This is a genomic window from Leisingera coralii (assembly GCF_049056525.1).
Taxonomy (GTDB): Bacteria; Pseudomonadota; Alphaproteobacteria; order Rhodobacterales; family Rhodobacteraceae; genus Leisingera; species Leisingera coralii.
Map to the genome: position 1 here is coordinate 76080 of NZ_JBHUPT010000034.1, position 16308 is coordinate 92387.

The window sequence follows — 16308 nt, forward strand, 5'->3', positions numbered from 1 at the left end:
GGCCGTTAACTTTTTGGCGGAATTGGCGTAACATGGGCTGACTGCTTCCTGTTGGGGGGGACAGCTGCCATGCCGCAAACCATTTACGAGAAATACGGCGGGTTCAGTGCCATCAGCCGCGTCGTGATGACTTTCTACGAGATGGCGCTCGATTCCGATCAGATCGGGGACTACTTCGCCGATGTGGATATGGCGCGGCTGATTGACCATCAGACCAAGTTCATCTCCTCGCTGCTGGGCGGGCCCGCCTCCTTCAGCGACGAACGGCTGGAGGCGGTGCACCGGGCCCTCGGCATCACCCATGAGGATTTCGACGAAATGGCGGCCCTGCTCAAGGAGGCGCTGGAGCAGCACGGCCTTTCTGAGCCCGATGTGCGGACAACGCTGGCTGCGATCGAGTCCAAGCGCAACATCATCGTCACCCGGGAGGCGGCATGAGTATTGCTGCCATCAACGAGCAGCTGCTGCGCGCGATTGGCGTGGGGGTTGCTGTGGTGCGGGCCTCTGATCTTGGGTTTGTCTTTCACAATCAGCCCTTTGCGGAATGGTTCGGCACCCCGGGACCGGATGCGCCGCTGACCGAGACCATTGACGGGCTGAACCGCGAGGACCTGGCGCCGCTCTTCGAGGAGGGGCTGCGCTATTCGGCGGAACTGAAGATCAAGCGCAAGCGCCGCACCCTGGTGTTTGCCATCAACATCTCGCAGGCCCGCCATCTGGACGAGCCGCTGCTGGTGGTGGAATGCCAGAACATCACCCGCATCCGCGAGCTGGAAAGCATGATCGACAGCTATTCCGCGATGGTCGAGCGCAACACCCGCGAGCTGGAGCGCGAGAAGGAGCGGGTGGAGCGGCTCTTGCTGAACCTGATGCCGCGGCAGGTCTACGAGGAGTTCAAGACCTTCGGCGTGGTCACCCCGCAGCTTTACCCGCAGGTCTCCGTGGTGATGCTGGATTTCGTGAATTTCACTGATTTCGCCTCCCGCACCGATCCGACCGTGACCCTGGGAGAGCTGAACGACATCTTCACCGCCTTCGACCGCATCGTCGAGCAATACGGCTGCGAGCGGATCAAGACCATTGGCGATGCATACCTGGCGGTGGCCGGGATGCCGGAACCGATGCCCGAACACGCCACCGCCGTGGCCCATTGTGCCACCCGCTTCCTGCGCTATCTGGACCGCCGCAATCAAAGCCACCAGCACACGTGGCAGGCGCGGATCGGACTGGGCACCGGCTCTGCCGTCGGCTCCGTGGTGGGCATCCAGAAGTACGTCTATGACGTGTTCGGCCCGGCAGTAAACCTGGCCTCCCGCCTGCAAGTCTTCGCCAACCCGATGAAAATCGTCGCGCCCGAAGAGATGAAGGCGGCGCTGTCGGAGGAATTTCACGTCACCGATATCGGCCCCGAGGACATCAAGGGCATCGGTGAGGTGAACCTGATCAATGTCGGCGACGAGCTGAGCGCGCCGCAGCCCGCCAGCCGGTTCTAGCTGTACAGGCTCAACTATCTGGTGCAATCAGCCCCAGCCCGCGCAGGTAAATGCCGATGCCGCTCTCCAGCAGATCCTCGGGCGGGAACGGGGAGGTGGCGCCGGGAGAATTGCGGGCATAAAGCTCCACCACCCCGTGGCTCATCGCCAGAACATGCGCCGAGAACATCGAGGCCGGCGGCCGTTTGTCGGCGGGAATATGCTGGCTCAGGTCCGCTGCGGCGCGTTCCAGGATCTGCCGGGCGCGGGCGGCGGCGTCGGCCAGCTCCGGCGTTCGGTTCACCGAAATACCGCTTTCAAACATGGCGATGTAGTGGCCCGGGTGCTTGCGGGCAAAGGCCAGATAGGCGCGGCCTGTCGCCTCGAACGCCGCCAGCGCCGAGGGCTGGTACTTGTCATAGGCGTGCTGCATCAGGTCGGCGAACATGATGTAACCCTGGCGCGCAGCTTCGGCGATCAGATCCTCGCGACCCTCGAAATGGCGGTAGACCGCCGCCGGGGTGACGCCCGCCTGCTTGGCGGCTTCCGACAGCGTGAACCCGGTCGGGCCCTTGGCCTCGATCAGCTGCAGGGCGGCTTCGACCAGCGCCTGGCGCAGGTTGCCGTGATGATAACCGCGTTTAGGCATCCCAGATGTCCGGGCCTCCGCAAATTTCCGTGTCCAGGGCGCCGATGGCCTTGGCGTCCTTGTTGTCATAATCAATGCCGCTCAGCACCGCGCGGATCGCCGCCAGCCGCGCCCGCCGTTTGCCATCCGAGCGCACGACGCTCCAGGGGGCCTCCGGGCAATGGCTGCGCGCCAGGGTCTCGGAGATCGCGGCGGTGTACGCGTCCCATTTCTCCAGCCCCTTGACGTCGATCGCGCTCAGCTTCCATTGCTTCAGCGGATCGGATTCCCGCTTCAGGAACCGCCGCAGCTGCTCCGCCCGGCCGACATTGAGCCAGAACTTGAACAGCTGCACGCCGTCGTCCACCAGCGCCTGCTCAAACCCCTTCACCTGGTGAAAGAACCGCTCGCGCTGTTCATCGGTGCAGAAGCCGAACACCTTTTCCACCACGCCGCGGTTGTACCAGCTGCGGTCGAAGAACACGATCTCGCCGCCCGACGGCAGATGCTGGATATAGCGCTGGAAATACCACTGGCTCTGCTCCTCTTCGGTGGGTTTGGCCAGCGCCACAACCCGGGCGCCGCGCGGGTTCAGGTTTTCGCGGAAGCGCTTGATGGTGCCGCCCTTGCCGGCCGCATCGCGGCCCTCCAGCACAATGGCAATGCGCGCGCCGCTGGCTTTGACCCAGGCCTGCAGCTTGACCAGTTCGATCTGCAGCGCCTCCAGCTCCTTCTCGTAGGTCTTGCGCGCCATCCGCTCCCGGTGCGGGTAGCTGGGGCTGAGGATTTCGTCCTTGTCCGCATCCTGGATCGCCTTGCGGATCTCCTCCGGCGCGCCGGTCTCAAAGAAGCGGCTGATGGCCCCGTCAAATGGCAGCGTCATGTGCAAAACCCTTCTGTCCTCAACCCCTTATATGGGCTGGCAGTATGGAATGTGAATCGCATTAACGCAAACGTGCGCGGGCGGCGGCGCGGTGCACCGCGGCGGCCACCTCATCGGTTGCCACGTGGTGCGGCATGTGGCCGATCCCCTCCAGAAGGGTCAGGCCGGCCCCCGGGACGTCGCGGGCAAGCTGCCGCGCGTGGATATTGGGGCTGACAGTGTCATCCGCGGTGCCGTGGATGATTTCGACGGGCACCCCGATCTGGGGGTACTGCGGCGCCAGGGCTTTGACTTCCGCCAGCAGGTTGGCCCGCTGCCGGGCATTGGCCCGCAGGGACTTGCGCCGCAGCGTCAGGCCGATGCCGAAATGCTGGGCATAGCCCTCCGGCACCGCCTGCGGGGCAAACACGGCGTCCAGCGTTTCCATGACGGTGGCACGGGACACAAAGGCGGTGAGGGCCGGAACGGCGAACGCGCTGCCGATCCGCGAAGACGTCACCCTGTAAAAGATGTCCAGCGGCGTGTCCCAGGGGTGCGACACCCCGGCAACGGACACCAGTGCCGCAAGCGCTTCGGGGTGGTCGACCGCCCAGGCCAGCGCCACCGCACCGCCATAGCTTTGCCCCAGCACAACAGGCTTTTCCGCGCCCAGCTGCGCCGCGGCCTGGCGCAGCACATCCGCCTGCTGGCGGATCGTCGCGCCGGTGCCGTTCAGGCGGTCGGAATAGCCCAGCCCCGGCCGGTCGAAGACCAGGATACGGAAATCCCTGGCCAGCGCGGGCGCCAGCCGGAACGTCATGTCCCGGGTATTGCCGCTGGAGCCGTGGATCAGCACCAGATCCGGCGCGCTGCCCTTGGGCCGGCCCATCTCCACCACATGCACCCGGTGGCGGCCGACCACCAGAACTTCCCCTTGGGGCGGGTGGCTGGCCTCGGCGGCCGCCTCGCGCCGCCCGGCCTGCCACACGGTCAGCGCGGCGCCGGTTGCGGCAGCAAGGCTCAGATAAACCAGCACCTTAGCGGCCGATCTGATCCAGTTCATATGGCGTGGTCTGGTAGATCTCATTGATCCAGTTGCCGTACAGCAGATGCGCATGGCTGCGCCAGCGGTTCTGCGGCTTCTGGCTGGGATCATCGTTCGGATAATAGTTGTCCGGCACGTTGATCGGGGTGCCATTGGCCACGTCGCGGTCGTACTCCTGCTTCAGCGTATCACTGTCGTACTCAAAATGGTTGAAGATATAGAGCGCACGGTGCGCCTTGTCCTCCACCAGGCAGGGGCCGACCTGATCGCTGCCCAAGAGGGTCCGCAGCCCCGGCGCGGCGTCGATCTCATCCTGCTTCATTTCAGTCCAGCGGCTGACCGGGATCACGAAATCATCCGAGAACCCGCGCAGGTACGGCGAGGCCGGCGCCAGGTTCCGGTGACGGAAGCAGCCGAACGCCTTGTGGTCCAGCATGTGCTTCTTGACGCCGTGGAAATGGTTGATCATCGCCATGCCGCCCCAGCAGACGCCAAAGGTCGAATGCACGTTGGTCTGGGTCCATTCGAACACCTCGCGCATCTCGTCCCAATAGGTGACCTCCGGAAACTCCAGATGCTCGATCGGTGCGCCGGTGATGATCAGCCCGTCGTACTTCTCGTGCTTGATCTCCTGGAAGGAGTGGTAGAACTCCTCCATGTGCTCGGCCGCGGTGTTCTTGGTCTGATGCTCGGTCATCCGGATCAGGCTCAGCTCGATCTGCAACGGCGTGGCGCCGATCAGCCGGGCAAACTGATTCTCGGTCTGGATCTTCTTGGGCATCAGGTTCAACAGCCCGATGCGCAGGGCCCGGATATCCTGACGCGCCGCCTGATCCGGCGACATGACCATCACGCCTTCGTTCGTCAGAACGTCATAGGCGGGGAGGTCTGCGGGGATCTTGATGGGCATGTCACTGTCCTGATTTACGGAAGGGTGTACGATATAGCGGAGGTTGTCAGATAAGCGGCTTAGCCGCGGGCCTCAAGAGCCGAGGCGATCAAATCCACGAAACCGGCCTCATCCTTGACGGCTGAGATCTGGTCGGCGGTGACGGTGATGCCCCAATTGTCCGCCATCGCCTGATAGCGCGGCTGGCGGTGCGCCAAGGCCTGGGCATAGGTCCAGCGGATAAAGGCATCGGGGTCCACATCCCCCTCAGCTACGCCATTTTCCTTGAGATACTCTTTCCAGACCCGGTCCAGGAACTCCGGCTGATAGGACATCGGCTTGGGCGCGCGGTCAAAGCGGCGCACCAGCTCGGCGGTGTGGGCGTCGCTGCCCTTGATCCAGACCATCAGCGTGTGCTTGCTGAGCTCCGACAGGATCTGGTCATTCGGGTCATTTGCGTCCACCCATTCACAGATCGACCCGCCGGTGTCGCAGATGAAATTCGGGTAGCCATAAAGCTGCTGGGCGCGGTCCGCGAAATACTCGGTGTCCAGCAGCGCCCGGATCTCGGCCACCCGGAACTGCTCCTGGCGGCGTTTGTACTCTGTGATTGGCAGCCCGCCCTTGGCGGTGTCGCCGGGCTTGCCCAGATAGGCAGAGACCGGGCGCAGGTTCTCAAAGGTGATGTTGGAGCCGATGAAGATCGAATCCGTCAGCAGCAGCTCGCGCAGGAACGGCACTTTCATCGCCTCGGCCTTGGCGTTGTCGGCGATGTATTCGCCCATGTAGCGGGTGCCGATGCGGTAGTCGATCGAGTAATGGAACCAGCTGCCGGCTCCGCGCAGGACGTTGCTGACATAGGTTTTGCCAAGCCCGGACATGCCAAAGAACAGCACCCGTTTGCTGGGGGCGTCGCGCCAGTCCTGTGCGGAAGAGTAAAGCATGAGATCCCAAGTCCCTGAAGGTTTCAGGCCTTGCTAATCCTCTGCGCGGGCTGGGTCAATTCCGTGCGCGCTTGCGACGCAACCGCGGTTTGCCGTTCAGGATGACAAGCCCGGCCGCCAGGAGGGCAAAGCCCGCATAGGCCTGCGGCTTCAGCGCTTCGCCCAGCACCCAGGCGCCCAGCAGGATGGCGACCGGCGGGATGATCAGCGTGACCAGCATCAGGTTGCCGCTGCCCGCCAGCCCCAGCACCCGGTAATAGAGCAGATAAGCCCCGGCCGTGGCGATCAGCGAGAAATAGGCGACAGAGATCCAGGTGCCCGTCTCCAGCGCCAGCACAGGCGCGCCGTCAATCAGCAGTGCGGCCGGAACCAGGCACAGGGTGGAGCCGGTCAGCATCCCCGCCGCCGCCACCTGCGGTGCCAGGCCGGACAGTTTCAGACGTGCCCATGCGCTGGCAAAGGCATAGGACACCGTGCCCGCCAGGACCGCCAGCTGGGCGGTGCTGCGGATGTCGAAACTGGCAAATTGCTCCAGCCCGATGGCCGTGGCCACGCCCAGGAAGCCAAGCCCCACTCCCAGCGCCTTGCGCGCCGTCAGCCGCTCGTCGGCAAAGACCAGGGCCGCCACGATCACCCCGAAAATCGCCGTCGCCGCGTTCAGGATCGAGGTGAGGCCGGTTTCGATATGCAGCTGCCCCCAGGCCATCAGCCCGAAGGGAATCACGTTGTTCAAAAGCCCCATCACCAGGAAGGCGCCCCAGACCCGCGGCTCCTTGGGCACCGGCAGCCGCATCAGCAGCACGACGGCCCACAGGAACAGCGCCGCCCAGCCGCAGCGGTGCAGCACCAGGGTGACAACGGGGATTTCATCCAGGGCGATGCGGATCGACAGGAACGATCCGCCCCAGATCACGCCGAGCAGGATCAGCTCGGCCCAGGCGCGGGGGGATATGGTCTTTTGCGGGCTCATGACGCTCAGCTAGCGCGCGGGCAGGCATCAAGCGACCCGTTTCTTGCGGCAAAAGAAAACCCCGCCCGGAAAAGGGGCGGGGCAGAGACCGTGTCTGCAGTTTCTGCTGCCTGCCAGAGGATCAGAAGTTGTAGCCGACCTTCAGGCCAAAGCTGACGGCGTCGTTGTCCTGGAAGTTGGAGACCGGGTTGCCGCCCGGCGAGGCGACCGCATCGCCCAGCTGCGTGTAGCGGATGCCGGCAGAGATGGTCATCCTGTCCTGCTGGTACTGCACGCCAAGGCGGATTGCCTCATAGCCATGGGTCGGCGCCAGCGGCGACACCAGGTCATCGCCGTCCACATCAGCATAGATCAGCGCCAGCGAGCCGGACCATTGCTCGTTGAAGCGGCGGCCAACACCCAGCGTGTAGGTAAAGGAGTCGTCCAGGTCGATCAGGTCACGGCCAAGCGTCGTGGGAACCAAGTCGGTCACACTGTGTTCGGCCCAGCGGATGCTGCCGAACAGCAGCGTGTCCTTGGCGACACCGGTCTGGAAGTCCAGGTTCACCGATTGCGGCGTCTTGGTCGTGGTCGAGGTGGATGCGTTCGCGGCGGGGAACCCGGCAAAGGTTTCGTCCACATTGAAATCATGTTCGATTTCGGAACTGTAGGTCAGCGCTGCGCGCAGGGCGATCTCGGGGATCTCGTAGGCCACACCGGCCACCCAGCCAAAGGCGCCGTCCTTGTTCACTTTCACATTGTAGGTGCCGCCGGGAATGGCCCCGTATGCGGCGCCGGCCAGGTTGATTTGGCCATCGATCTCCTGGTAGCGGAGGCCGCCATGGACGCTGAAGCGCTCATTGAACTTGTAGCGCAGGAGGGCGGTGACAGCGTTGGAATCCGCCTGCGCGGAGGTGCCGCCAAGCAGCACGGAACCGCCCTCCGGATAGTCTACGTCCACACCCCAGGGCTGATCAAAGATCAGGGCAAACGACAGCTGCTCGTTGATGTCACGCTTGTACCCCGCGCCGAACATGCTGAAGCGGTCGCCGACGTCTCCGGTGGCCGAGCCGAGCGGGTTCAAGGCCGTCCGGTCGTTGCCCGACAGGTCCACGGACGTGGTCGCAAACGAGAATTCGGCGTAGGTGCCCTCTTCGAAGATAATGCCGATCGGCTGGCCGGTTCGGTCCAGACCGCTGGCCATGGCGGAGCCCGATACCAGCGCCAAAGCCGCCGACGTTGCAAGATAGCGTTTCATTGTTCCTCCCTGTATTGCGGCCTGTGCGGGCCGCTTTACGGGAACGTAAACGGGCAGAAATCCGCAGATCAACGGTAACCAAGCGGCAACTTGCCGGAAACGATCAATTCCGGGCGGATCTGACGGGATTTCCTGCAACTATGTTGAGATAATTTGCGATGCAGATGACAGCCGCGCCGCTCAGCACCCAGGCGTCCAGCGCCTCGCCGTAAATCACCATGCCCAGGATCGCGATGGCGGGCAGGCGGGCAAAATCGACCGGCACCACCACGCTGGCAGGCGCCAGCGACAGGGCGGTGGTCAGGCAGAAATGCGCGGTCAGGCCGGCGACGCCAATCAGCACCAGCCAGGGCAGGGTGACGGAGTCCGGCAGCGCCATATCGCCGTCCCAGCCCGCCGCCAGCAGCCCCATGCCCAGTTGCATTGCGGTGAGCCAGAACAGGATCGAGGCGGTTTTCTCGTGCCTTGTCAGCCGTTTGGTCAGGATCGCGGTGAGCGCAAAGAAAATCGCGCAGCTCGCCGCCGCCCCCAGGCCCAGGCTGAGGGTATCCGGACTGGGGCGGGCGACAATCAGGATGCCGGCAAAGCCCAGCCCCGCCGCCAGCATCCGCCGCCGGGTCAGCACCTCGCCCAGCAGCAGCGGCGACAGGATGATGACCCACAGGGGCGAGGTGAACTCCAGCGCAAAGACCTGCGCCAGCGGCACCAGCGTCACCGCGAGGAACCACAGGTTCTGGCCGGTGAAGTGGAAGATATTGCGCAGGAGATGCACGCCCAGCCGGTCCCGCTGCACCTGATGCCAGCGCCCGGTGGCCGACAGCAGCACCGCCACGATCAGCAGGCCCACCATGCTGCGGTAGGTCATGATCTCGAAGGTGTCCAGCGTCAGCCCGGCCTCGCGGCCGGCAATGGCCATGGCGGAAAAGGAGACGATGGCCCCCACCATCCACACTGCCGCCAGTCCCGCGCGCGATTCACCCTCTGCCATGCCGGCGTCTCCCCGTTTTGCTCAGGCGGGAACAGACAGGGATCCCGGCCGGGGGTCAAGCACAAGAAAGGCCCGGCAGCGGCAGGCGCGCAGCCGCGCCGGGCAGTAAATTCCGCAGTGCCGTCCGGCCAGGCTCGCTGCTGATAATTCTGCGCGCCGGGATAGCCCAATTCTGCACGGGTTTTTTCGCCGCAGAAACTGGACAGGCGATTTCAAAAGACGTGCCGCCGGCCCTCTTGGTCTTGATGAAGATAAGTTTCAGCGGGTGGCAAATGGTCATTGGATTTTCCAAACCGGCGGTGTTTGGGGAGCTGTTCCATCAACACCTGGCGGATTGGTTGACCGGCCCGGACAAAAAGAAACCCCGGCCGCTGGGCCGGGGTTCTTGAATGCTGGGTCATTCCCACTCGATGGTGCCCGGAGGCTTCGAGGTGATGTCATAGGTGCAGCGGTTGATGCCCTTGACCTCGTTGATGATCCGTGTGGCGGTCTCGCCCAGGAACTCGTGGCTGAACGGATAGTAGTCCGCGGTCATGCCATCGACCGAGGTCACCGCGCGCAGGGCGCAGGCATAGTCGTAGGTGCGGCCGTCGCCCATCACGCCGACGGTGCGGACCGGCAGGATCGCCACGAAGGCCTGCCAGATCTCGTCATAGAGGCCATGTTTGCGGATCTGGTCGATATAGACCGCATCCGCCTCGCGCAGGATGTCCAGCTTCTCGCGGGTGATCTCGCCCGGGCAGCGGATCGCCAGGCCCGGCCCCGGGAAGGGGTGGCGGCCGATGAAGCTGGCGGGCAGGCCCAGCTCGTGGCCCAGTGCGCGGACCTCGTCCTTGAACAGCTCGCGCAGCGGCTCCACCAGCTTGAGGCCCATCTTCTCCGGCAGGCCGCCGACGTTGTGATGCGACTTGATGGTGACCGACGGGCCGCCCGAGAAGGACACGGATTCAATCACGTCGGGGTACAGGGTGCCTTGCGCCAGGAACTCGGCGCCGTCGATGGTGTCGGCGTGTTTCTGGAACACGTCGATGAACAGCTTGCCGATGATCTTGCGCTTGGTTTCCGGGTCCGACTGGCCTTCCAGCTCGCCGAGGAACAGCTCGCTTTCATCCGCGTGGATCAGCTGGATGTTGTAGTTGTCGCGGAACATCTTGACGACTTCTTCCGCTTCGTTCTTGCGCAGAAGGCCGTGGTCGACAAAGACGCAGGTCAGCTGGTCGCCGATCGCCTCGTGGATCAGCACCGCCGCAACCGAGGAGTCGACGCCGCCGGACAACCCGCAGATCACCTTCTTGTCGCCGACCTGCTCGCGGATCTGGCGGATCGCCTCGTCCTTGTAGGCGCCCATGGTCCAGTCGCCGGTGAAGCCCGCGATCTTGACGAAGTTCTCGTACAGCGTCTTGCCGTTCGGGGTGTGGTGCACCTCGGGGTGGAACTGCACTGCAAAGAAATTGCGCTCCAGGTCCGCGGTGATCGCGAAGGGGGCGTTGGGGGAGGTGCCGTAGACCTTGAAGCCCGGCGCGATCTCAGAGACGTGGTCGCCGTGGCTCATCCAGACCTGCTCGCGCTCTTCCAGGAACCAGCCGGTGAGCAGCGGGATGCGCTCCTCGGTCGGGGTCACATAGGCGCGGCCGAATTCGGCGGTGCCGTGGCCCGAGACCACCCGGCCGCCAAGCTGGTGCATCATCACCTGCTGGCCGTAGCAGATGCCAAGGATCGGCACGCCGTAGTCGAAGATCTCCTGCGGCACGCGCGGGGAGCCCTCGCGGGTCACGCTGTCGGGGCCGCCCGAGAAGATCACCGCCTTCGGCGCCATCTCGCGCACAAAGTCCATGGTGACATTCTGATAGGGGTGGATTTCGCAATAGACGTTCAGCTCGCGCAGGCGGCGCGCAATCAGCTGCGTGACCTGGCTGCCAAAGTCGATGATGAGAAGGCGGTCATGGGATGTCTCTGTCATGCACGCGCCATAGGGCAGGAACGCATTTTCTGCAAGGGGGTTTGGCGCTTGGCCCGCGCGCGGCCCGGTTTTTCACGGCGGCGTGCCCCGGAGGCCGTGACAGGTATGCCAAAGTCCACCGCCGCGGTGGAAAATGCCCCGTCAATGTCGCTTTTCAACTTGAATGGCCGTAATCCTGCGGCGCGGCGCCGCGCGGTGGCTATAATACCCTCCGCAATGAAATGCCTGTGGTGAGGATAAACCATGACAGAAGCAGCACCGCGCCGTCGTGCCCGCGGTTCCGGCGGCGGCGCCGCCCGCCGCGCCGAGCGCACCAGCGTCAAGATCGAGACCGCCAAGTACATCGAGCGCAACATTCCGAACTTCGAGATCCTGAATGAGGAAGCGCTGGAGATCATCGAGTACAACGCGGAAACCATCCTTGAAGAGGTCGGCGTCAACTTCGTTGAAAACCCGGCGGCGCTGGAACGCTGGCGCGAAGCGGGCGCGGATGTGCAGGGCGAGCGCGTGCGCATCCCCCGCGGCCTGGCCCGCAAGCTGTGTGAAACCGCGCCCGCGGAATTCACCCAGCATGCCCGCAACCCCGAGAAATCGGTGGTCATCGGCGGCCGCAACCTGGTGCTGGCACCGGTCTACGGCCCGCCGTTCGTGCGCGACGCCAATGGCGGCCGCCGCTATGCGACCATGGCCGACTTCAACAAGTTCGTGAAGCTGGCGTATATGTCCAAGTGGCTGCACCACTCCGGCGGCACCGTCTGCGAGCCCACCGACATCCCGGTGAACAAGCGTCACCTGGACATGCTGATGGCGCACATGACCCTCAGCGACAAGCCGTTCATGGGCTCGGTGACCGAACCCAGCCGCGCCCAGGACTCTGTCGACATGGCCGGCATCCTGTTCGGCAAGGAGTTCGTGCAGAACAACACCGTGATGACCTCGCTGACCAACATCAACTCGCCGATGACCTTCGACGACGTGATGATGGGCTCGCTGGAAGTCTACGCGCAGAACATGCAGGCCTGCATCATCTCGCCGTTCATCGTCGGTGGCGCCATGGCGCCGGTGTCGGTTGCCGGCACGCTGACCCAGGTTCTGGCCGAAGTGCTGACCGGCGTCGCCTACAGCCAGCTGGTCCGCCCCGGCGCGCCCGCGATCTTCGGCGCCTTCGTGTCCTCGATCGACATGAACTCCGGCGCGCCGACCTTCGGCACCCCCGAGGCATCGCTGGTCACCTATGGCGCAGGCCAGCTGGCCCGCCGCCTGAACCTGCCGTTCCGCTCGGCCGGCTCCTTCTGCGGCTCCAAGCTGCCGGATGCGCAGGCAGCCTATGAAACCGCTAACTCGCTCAACATGGGCCTGCTGTCCGGCGTGAACTTCATGCTGCACTCCTGCGGCTGGCTCGAAGGCGGCCTGGTTGCGGACTTCGAGAAGTTCGTGATGGACGCCGACCAGCTGGGCGCGCTGCACGGTCTCGCCAAAGGCATCTCGGTGGACGAAAACGGCCAGGCCATGGAAGCCATCCGCGAAGTCGGCCCCGGCGGCCACTACCTCGGCTGCGCCCACACCCAGGCCAATTTCAAATCGGCCTTCTGGAAGTCCGACCTGCTCGACTACAAGCCGTTCGAGCAGTGGGAAGAGGAAGGCGCGCGCGACACCTATGCGCTGGCAACCAACCGGGTAGAAAAGCTGCTGGCCACCTACGAGCAGCCGGCCATGGACCCCGCCATCAAGCAGGCGCTTGAGGAATTCGTCGCCGAGAAGAAGGCCTCGATGCCCGACGCGTTCATGTAATCGCCCGGGAAAAGTTCAGGGGCAGGGGGCCGCGCTCTCTGCCGCTTGGAAACGGCGGTCCGCAAGGGCCGCCGTTTTTGCGTCGCCAGTACGCCCTGCGGCGCGCAGATAGCCCGCTTCGCCGGCCAGCGCGATCAGCACATCCACATGGCGGATCATCGAATAGCCCGCTTCGCCGGCCTTGCGCGCGGCGTTCAGGGTGCTTTCCATCTCCAACAGCCGCATCACCGCAGCGGCCGGCTTGGGCAGTGTCCCATAGCCCAGAATCCGCCGCAGATCGCGCTGGCGGCAATAATTCCGGGCTCCCAGGCGGGCCGCCCTCGACAGGATCCGCGGGCGCTTGAGCAACGCGAGCCGGCTGAATACATCCTGCATTGTGCTCTCCTTTCCAATCTCTGTGCAGGACCTGCTATAACACAACCTATTGTAGTGTTGCGGGGAGGGCGCTATCGGCGAACGGTCCGTTTTGTGATGATTATTCATTTTCTGGAAACAATAGCGCCTGATCTGAATTTCTGTTCAAAATCAGTCGGGTGACCGTGGAGGAGCCTTTGGGCGCAGTGCGCGCGGCCGGCGGGTGGGCCCGACTGACGACCGGGGGTCTGAAAATGCAAAACCTACCGCACGCACCCTTGCCTGGCTGGGTGCCGCTTGAAACCTGCCGTTATCTTCAGCACACGGAGGCGGGCCGCCCGATCAGGCAGCTGGCCCGCAAGGCCGGGTGCCACCCGTCCACAATTCTGCGTCAGGTCCGGCGGGTGGAGACGCTGCGGGACGATCCGCTGATCGACGACGTGCTGACCTATCTTGCCGGGCGTTTTCAGGCCGCCGCCGCCAAGCCCGGCGCGGCTGCGGACAAACCCGCTGCGCGCGGCCTGTCTTCCGGGTTCGAACGCGAGGCGGCCAGTGTGCTGACGCTGCTCAGCCGCGGTGGCGCGGTTCTGGCGGCGGCCGAGGGCATGGAAATGGCGGTTGTGGTGCGGGAAGGCCAGGACAGCGACGGCCAGAAAGTCGCCGTGTCCCGCCCGCTGGCCGGGGCGCTGGCGCTGACCGGCTGGATCTCCTGTTCCCGCCGGGGCCGGATCAGCCGCTACGCCATAACGCAATCCGGCCGCAACGCGCTGAAACGGATCATTGCGGATCAGGAGAACCGGGCCAGGGCGCGGCTGGAGGGCGGTTTTGCCGAGGCGCAGGCACCGTTCATGGCGGCCGGTGCCGGCGGCAAGCCCGGCTATTGCCGCAAGCCGCGCTATGGCACCTCGGAAACCCCGCTGGAGATGCTGGCGCGGCTGTCGGACAAGGACGGCAAGCCGTTTCTCTCCCCGGGAATGGTAAGCGCGGGCAAGCGGCTGCGCGAGGATTTCGAGCTGGCGCAGATCAGCAGCCACCTGATGCAGGAGAAGCTCTATTTCACGCCGGGCAGCCAGGCCCTGCGCAGCAACAGCCACGAGGCCGGCGCCGCCGCCCAGCAGCGCACGACGGAGGCGCTGCAGAAACTCGGCGCGGGTCTCAGCGACATTGCCCTGCGCTGCTGCTGCCATCTGGAGGGGCTGGAAACCGCCGAGCGCAGCCTGGGCTGGCCGGCCCGGTCCGGCAAGGTGGTGCTGCGCATCGCCCTGCAGCATCTGGCGGACTTCTACGGCGAGACCAGCGCCCTGGAGGCGGAGCTGATCGGCTGACAGTCTGACGCCTGCAAAAGAAAACGGGCCCGCACCTGGCGGACCCGTGAAAATGCCTGAAATGGCAGCGCCTTAGGCGGCGACTTCTGCCTTGGCTTCTTTCAGGTGCTTCAGCACGGTCTCCGGGGAGGAGACGCCATAGGGGTCTTCGCCGTGGTTGTCGGACAGGCCCGGCTCTTCGAACCAGGCTTCGACCACGCCGTTGTTGACGATGGCGGCATAGCGCCAGGAGCGGTTGCCGAAGCCCAGGTTGTCCTTGGCGACCAGCATGCCCATCTTGCGGGTGAACTCGCCGGAGCCGTCCGGGATCACTTCCACGTTTTCCAGCTCCTGGGCGCGCGCCCAGGCGTTCATCACGAAGCTGTCGTTCACCGACATGCAGTAGATCGCGTCGATGCCTTCGGCCTGGAAGTCGGCAAAGCCTTTTTCAAAGCCCGGCAGCTGGTAGGTGGAGCAGGTCGGGGTGAAGGCGCCCGGCAGCGAGAACAGCACAACGCGCTTGCCTGCAAAGTAGTCAGCGGTGGTCTTGTCTTCCCAGCGGAACGGGTTCGGGCCCTCGATCGACTCGTCGCGCACGCGGGTGTGGAAGGTCACGTCGGGCAGCTTAACGCCAGCTTTCATCTCTGAATCTCCTGAAGGTTCATGCTCGTTCGGCGCGCAGACTTAAAATGATTCTAAGCCGGTATCAACACGTCCATGAGTCCAGGATGCAGGTTATATTGCTGCGCCGCGGCAGGCGGCGCAGATGCGCCTTTCAAGGCGCGGATCGCGGCATGTTCCGGCCGCCAATCTTTCCTTTCAGCCGCCGGGCGCGGCGCTAGGCCGCAGCCTTCTTGATCGTCACCGTGGTGCCGCGCACCTTCCGCTCAGCGGCGGCGGTGAGGTCATTGAATTTCTTCAGCGTCGCCAGCAGCTTCTTCTTGTCCTTGGAGTCGTTGATCGCGCCGGGGAACTTCTTCTTCACGGCCTGGTACTGGTCGTTGATCTTCTTCAGATCCTTGAACTTGGCCGCCGCCGCCTTGAGATCCGGCGCCGCCGCCTTGAGGCCCTGGCCCGCCTTGTCGATCGCCGCCACGCAATGGGCGTTGATCGCCTTTACCAGCGCGCCGACCTGGTTGGTGTATTTCTTCAGATTGCGGTCCACCAGCAGCTGCGGCAGCTCGGTCGCGTCCATCTTCTTGTCATGGCTGTCCGGCTTTTCCTTCAGGATCTTGTCGACCTTCTTCTGGAAATTCGCCGCATAAAGCTTCTGCGCGGCGTTCAGCTTGCCCTCGTATTCCGAGGCCTTCTTGACCGCGGCAATCTCCTTGTCCAGCTCCCCCTGCAGCGCCTCGATATCCTTCTTGGAGGCCGAGGACTTGGCGCGTTTCTTCAGGTCCTTCCCGATGTCGGCGGCCAGCTTGTTCATCTTGGCCAAATGCGCCTTGGCATCGGTGCAGAAGCTCTTCATCGCATCGACGTCGCCCTGAAGAATGTCCACCGCCTTGTTCCAGGTGATCAGCCCGTCCTTGGAATGCTTGTTCTTCTGGAAGTCGGCCAGCTTTTCGGACTTCACCCCGTCAGCCCGCGCCTTGGCCAGGCTCTCGCGGAAATAATCCTCGCCCTCCCAGGCGTTGCCCAGCGAAATCCCGATCCGCTTCTTGATCTTCTCGCCCTCGGCGGTGGTGAATTTCTTGGTGCCCGCAGCCAGCTTCTTGTGCTCCGCCTTGAACTTCTCCAGCTCCTTGGCCATCACGCCCTCCCTGTACCGTTTAACCGTGCATTCGCCCTGCACAGCTTGACTATGTGCGGCGATGCGGCGCTTTGGCAAAGGAAAACGGCACCTGTATAAGGCGGCGCAAGC

General features: G+C 64.2%; 17 protein-coding genes. 4 read left to right on the forward strand and 13 right to left on the reverse strand.

Annotated features, from left to right (window positions below; translation table 11 throughout):
- Positions 1-69: 69 nt before the first annotated feature.
- Together ACFMBG_RS12800 and ACFMBG_RS12805 are read left to right on the forward strand one after the other, a co-directional pair.
- Positions 70-438: a group I truncated hemoglobin gene (locus tag ACFMBG_RS12800; protein ID WP_421055083.1), complete on the forward strand. Its 369-nt coding sequence runs from the start codon at positions 70-72 to the stop codon at positions 436-438.
- Entirely contained in the window at positions 435-1493 is a 1059-nt protein-coding gene (locus ACFMBG_RS12805) for an adenylate/guanylate cyclase domain-containing protein (protein WP_421055084.1), read from the forward strand. Before ACFMBG_RS12800 ends, ACFMBG_RS12805 begins: the two co-directional genes overlap by 4 nt.
- A gap of 10 nt (positions 1494-1503) precedes the next feature.
- Here ACFMBG_RS12805 and ACFMBG_RS12810 read toward each other — a convergent pair whose 3' ends face one another.
- The 10 genes from ACFMBG_RS12810 to guaA all read right to left on the reverse strand — a co-directional run bounded on the left by ACFMBG_RS12810 (position 1504) and on the right by guaA (position 10995).
- On the reverse strand, positions 1504-2121 hold the full coding sequence (locus tag ACFMBG_RS12810) for a TetR/AcrR family transcriptional regulator (protein WP_421055085.1): 618 nt from the start codon (positions 2119-2121) through the stop codon (positions 1504-1506).
- The gene (ppk2, locus tag ACFMBG_RS12815) at positions 2114-2983 is read right to left on the reverse strand and encodes a polyphosphate kinase 2 (protein WP_421055086.1); all 870 of its coding nucleotides are present in this window, start codon (positions 2981-2983) and stop codon (positions 2114-2116) included. The genes ACFMBG_RS12810 and ppk2 overlap by 8 nt, the downstream gene beginning before the upstream one ends.
- Before the next feature lie 61 nt (positions 2984-3044).
- On the reverse strand, positions 3045-4025 hold the full coding sequence (locus tag ACFMBG_RS12820; protein ID WP_421055087.1) for an alpha/beta fold hydrolase: 981 nt from the start codon (positions 4023-4025) through the stop codon (positions 3045-3047).
- On the reverse strand, positions 4000-4917 hold the full coding sequence (gene metA / locus ACFMBG_RS12825; protein ID WP_421055088.1) for a homoserine O-acetyltransferase MetA: 918 nt from the start codon (positions 4915-4917) through the stop codon (positions 4000-4002). Before metA ends, ACFMBG_RS12820 begins: the two co-directional genes overlap by 26 nt.
- 59 nt (positions 4918-4976) lie before the next feature.
- Positions 4977-5840, reverse strand: coding sequence for an ATPase (locus tag ACFMBG_RS12830; RefSeq protein ID WP_421055089.1), 864 nt, complete (start codon positions 5838-5840; stop codon positions 4977-4979).
- A 55-nt stretch (positions 5841-5895) separates the two neighbouring features.
- Positions 5896-6810, reverse strand: coding sequence for a DMT family transporter (locus ACFMBG_RS12835; RefSeq protein ID WP_421055090.1), 915 nt, complete (start codon positions 6808-6810; stop codon positions 5896-5898).
- 121 nt (positions 6811-6931) lie between these two features.
- Positions 6932-8047, reverse strand: coding sequence for an OmpP1/FadL family transporter (locus tag ACFMBG_RS12840; RefSeq protein WP_421055091.1), 1116 nt, complete (start codon positions 8045-8047; stop codon positions 6932-6934).
- 103 nt (positions 8048-8150) lie between these two features.
- A complete protein-coding gene (locus tag ACFMBG_RS12845; RefSeq protein WP_421055092.1) occupies positions 8151-9035 on the reverse strand; it encodes a DMT family transporter in 885 nt (294 codons plus the stop codon).
- A 55-nt stretch (positions 9036-9090) separates the two neighbouring features.
- Positions 9091-9315, reverse strand: a complete 225-nt coding sequence (locus tag ACFMBG_RS12850) for a hypothetical protein (protein ID WP_421055093.1) — start codon at positions 9313-9315, stop codon at positions 9091-9093.
- A gap of 117 nt (positions 9316-9432) precedes the next feature.
- Positions 9433-10995 carry a glutamine-hydrolyzing GMP synthase gene (gene guaA, locus ACFMBG_RS12855; protein WP_421055094.1) on the reverse strand — a complete coding sequence of 521 codons (1563 nt, stop codon included), beginning with the start codon at positions 10993-10995 and terminating at the stop codon, positions 9433-9435.
- Positions 10996-11238: 243 nt separating this feature from the next.
- Between guaA and ACFMBG_RS12860 the strand changes: the two genes are divergently transcribed.
- Complete coding sequence (locus ACFMBG_RS12860; RefSeq protein ID WP_421055095.1) at positions 11239-12786, forward strand: trimethylamine methyltransferase family protein; 1548 nt, start codon at positions 11239-11241, stop codon at positions 12784-12786.
- Between the two features lie 15 nt (positions 12787-12801).
- Here the strand turns inward: ACFMBG_RS12860 and ACFMBG_RS12865 are convergent, their stop codons facing one another.
- A complete protein-coding gene (locus ACFMBG_RS12865; RefSeq protein ID WP_421055096.1) occupies positions 12802-13161 on the reverse strand; it encodes a DUF6477 family protein in 360 nt (119 codons plus the stop codon).
- A 233-nt stretch (positions 13162-13394) separates the two neighbouring features.
- On the opposite strand from ACFMBG_RS12865, the gene ACFMBG_RS12870 reads away from it, so the two are divergent.
- On the forward strand, positions 13395-14465 hold the full coding sequence (locus ACFMBG_RS12870; RefSeq protein WP_421055097.1) for a DUF6456 domain-containing protein: 1071 nt from the start codon (positions 13395-13397) through the stop codon (positions 14463-14465).
- A gap of 72 nt (positions 14466-14537) precedes the next feature.
- Here ACFMBG_RS12870 and ACFMBG_RS12875 read toward each other — a convergent pair whose 3' ends face one another.
- Entirely contained in the window at positions 14538-15086 is a 549-nt protein-coding gene (locus tag ACFMBG_RS12875; protein ID WP_421055098.1) for a peroxiredoxin, read from the reverse strand.
- A 196-nt stretch (positions 15087-15282) separates the two neighbouring features.
- Positions 15283-16197, reverse strand: a complete 915-nt coding sequence (locus tag ACFMBG_RS12880) for a hypothetical protein (protein ID WP_421055099.1) — start codon at positions 16195-16197, stop codon at positions 15283-15285.
- Positions 16198-16308: the final 111 nt, after the last annotated feature.

What these genes read in the sequence shown, in the direction of transcription:
- ACFMBG_RS12805 (WP_421055084.1), top strand. Translation starts at nt 435, where the DNA reads ATGAGTATTGCTGCCATCAACGAGCAGCTGCTGCGCGCGATTGGCGTG.
- ACFMBG_RS12830 (WP_421055089.1), bottom strand. Translation starts at nt 5,840, where the DNA reads ATGCTTTACTCTTCCGCACAGGACTGGCGCGACGCCCCCAGCAAACGG.
- ACFMBG_RS12875 (WP_421055098.1), bottom strand. Translation starts at nt 15,086, where the DNA reads ATGAAAGCTGGCGTTAAGCTGCCCGACGTGACCTTCCACACCCGCGTG.
- ACFMBG_RS12880 (WP_421055099.1), bottom strand. Translation starts at nt 16,197, where the DNA reads ATGGCCAAGGAGCTGGAGAAGTTCAAGGCGGAGCACAAGAAGCTGGCT.
- ACFMBG_RS12840 (WP_421055091.1), bottom strand. Translation starts at nt 8,047, where the DNA reads ATGAAACGCTATCTTGCAACGTCGGCGGCTTTGGCGCTGGTATCGGGC.
- metA (WP_421055088.1), bottom strand. Translation starts at nt 4,917, where the DNA reads ATGCCCATCAAGATCCCCGCAGACCTCCCCGCCTATGACGTTCTGACG.
- ACFMBG_RS12850 (WP_421055093.1), bottom strand. Translation starts at nt 9,315, where the DNA reads ATGACCATTTGCCACCCGCTGAAACTTATCTTCATCAAGACCAAGAGG.
- ACFMBG_RS12865 (WP_421055096.1), bottom strand. Translation starts at nt 13,161, where the DNA reads ATGCAGGATGTATTCAGCCGGCTCGCGTTGCTCAAGCGCCCGCGGATC.
- ACFMBG_RS12835 (WP_421055090.1), bottom strand. Translation starts at nt 6,810, where the DNA reads ATGAGCCCGCAAAAGACCATATCCCCCCGCGCCTGGGCCGAGCTGATC.
- guaA (WP_421055094.1), bottom strand. Translation starts at nt 10,995, where the DNA reads ATGACAGAGACATCCCATGACCGCCTTCTCATCATCGACTTTGGCAGC.
- ACFMBG_RS12860 (WP_421055095.1), top strand. Translation starts at nt 11,239, where the DNA reads ATGACAGAAGCAGCACCGCGCCGTCGTGCCCGCGGTTCCGGCGGCGGC.
- ACFMBG_RS12845 (WP_421055092.1), bottom strand. Translation starts at nt 9,035, where the DNA reads ATGGCAGAGGGTGAATCGCGCGCGGGACTGGCGGCAGTGTGGATGGTG.
- ACFMBG_RS12810 (WP_421055085.1), bottom strand. Translation starts at nt 2,121, where the DNA reads ATGCCTAAACGCGGTTATCATCACGGCAACCTGCGCCAGGCGCTGGTC.
- ACFMBG_RS12870 (WP_421055097.1), top strand. Translation starts at nt 13,395, where the DNA reads ATGCAAAACCTACCGCACGCACCCTTGCCTGGCTGGGTGCCGCTTGAA.
- ACFMBG_RS12800 (WP_421055083.1), top strand. Translation starts at nt 70, where the DNA reads ATGCCGCAAACCATTTACGAGAAATACGGCGGGTTCAGTGCCATCAGC.
- ACFMBG_RS12820 (WP_421055087.1), bottom strand. Translation starts at nt 4,025, where the DNA reads ATGAACTGGATCAGATCGGCCGCTAAGGTGCTGGTTTATCTGAGCCTT.
- ppk2 (WP_421055086.1), bottom strand. Translation starts at nt 2,983, where the DNA reads ATGACGCTGCCATTTGACGGGGCCATCAGCCGCTTCTTTGAGACCGGC.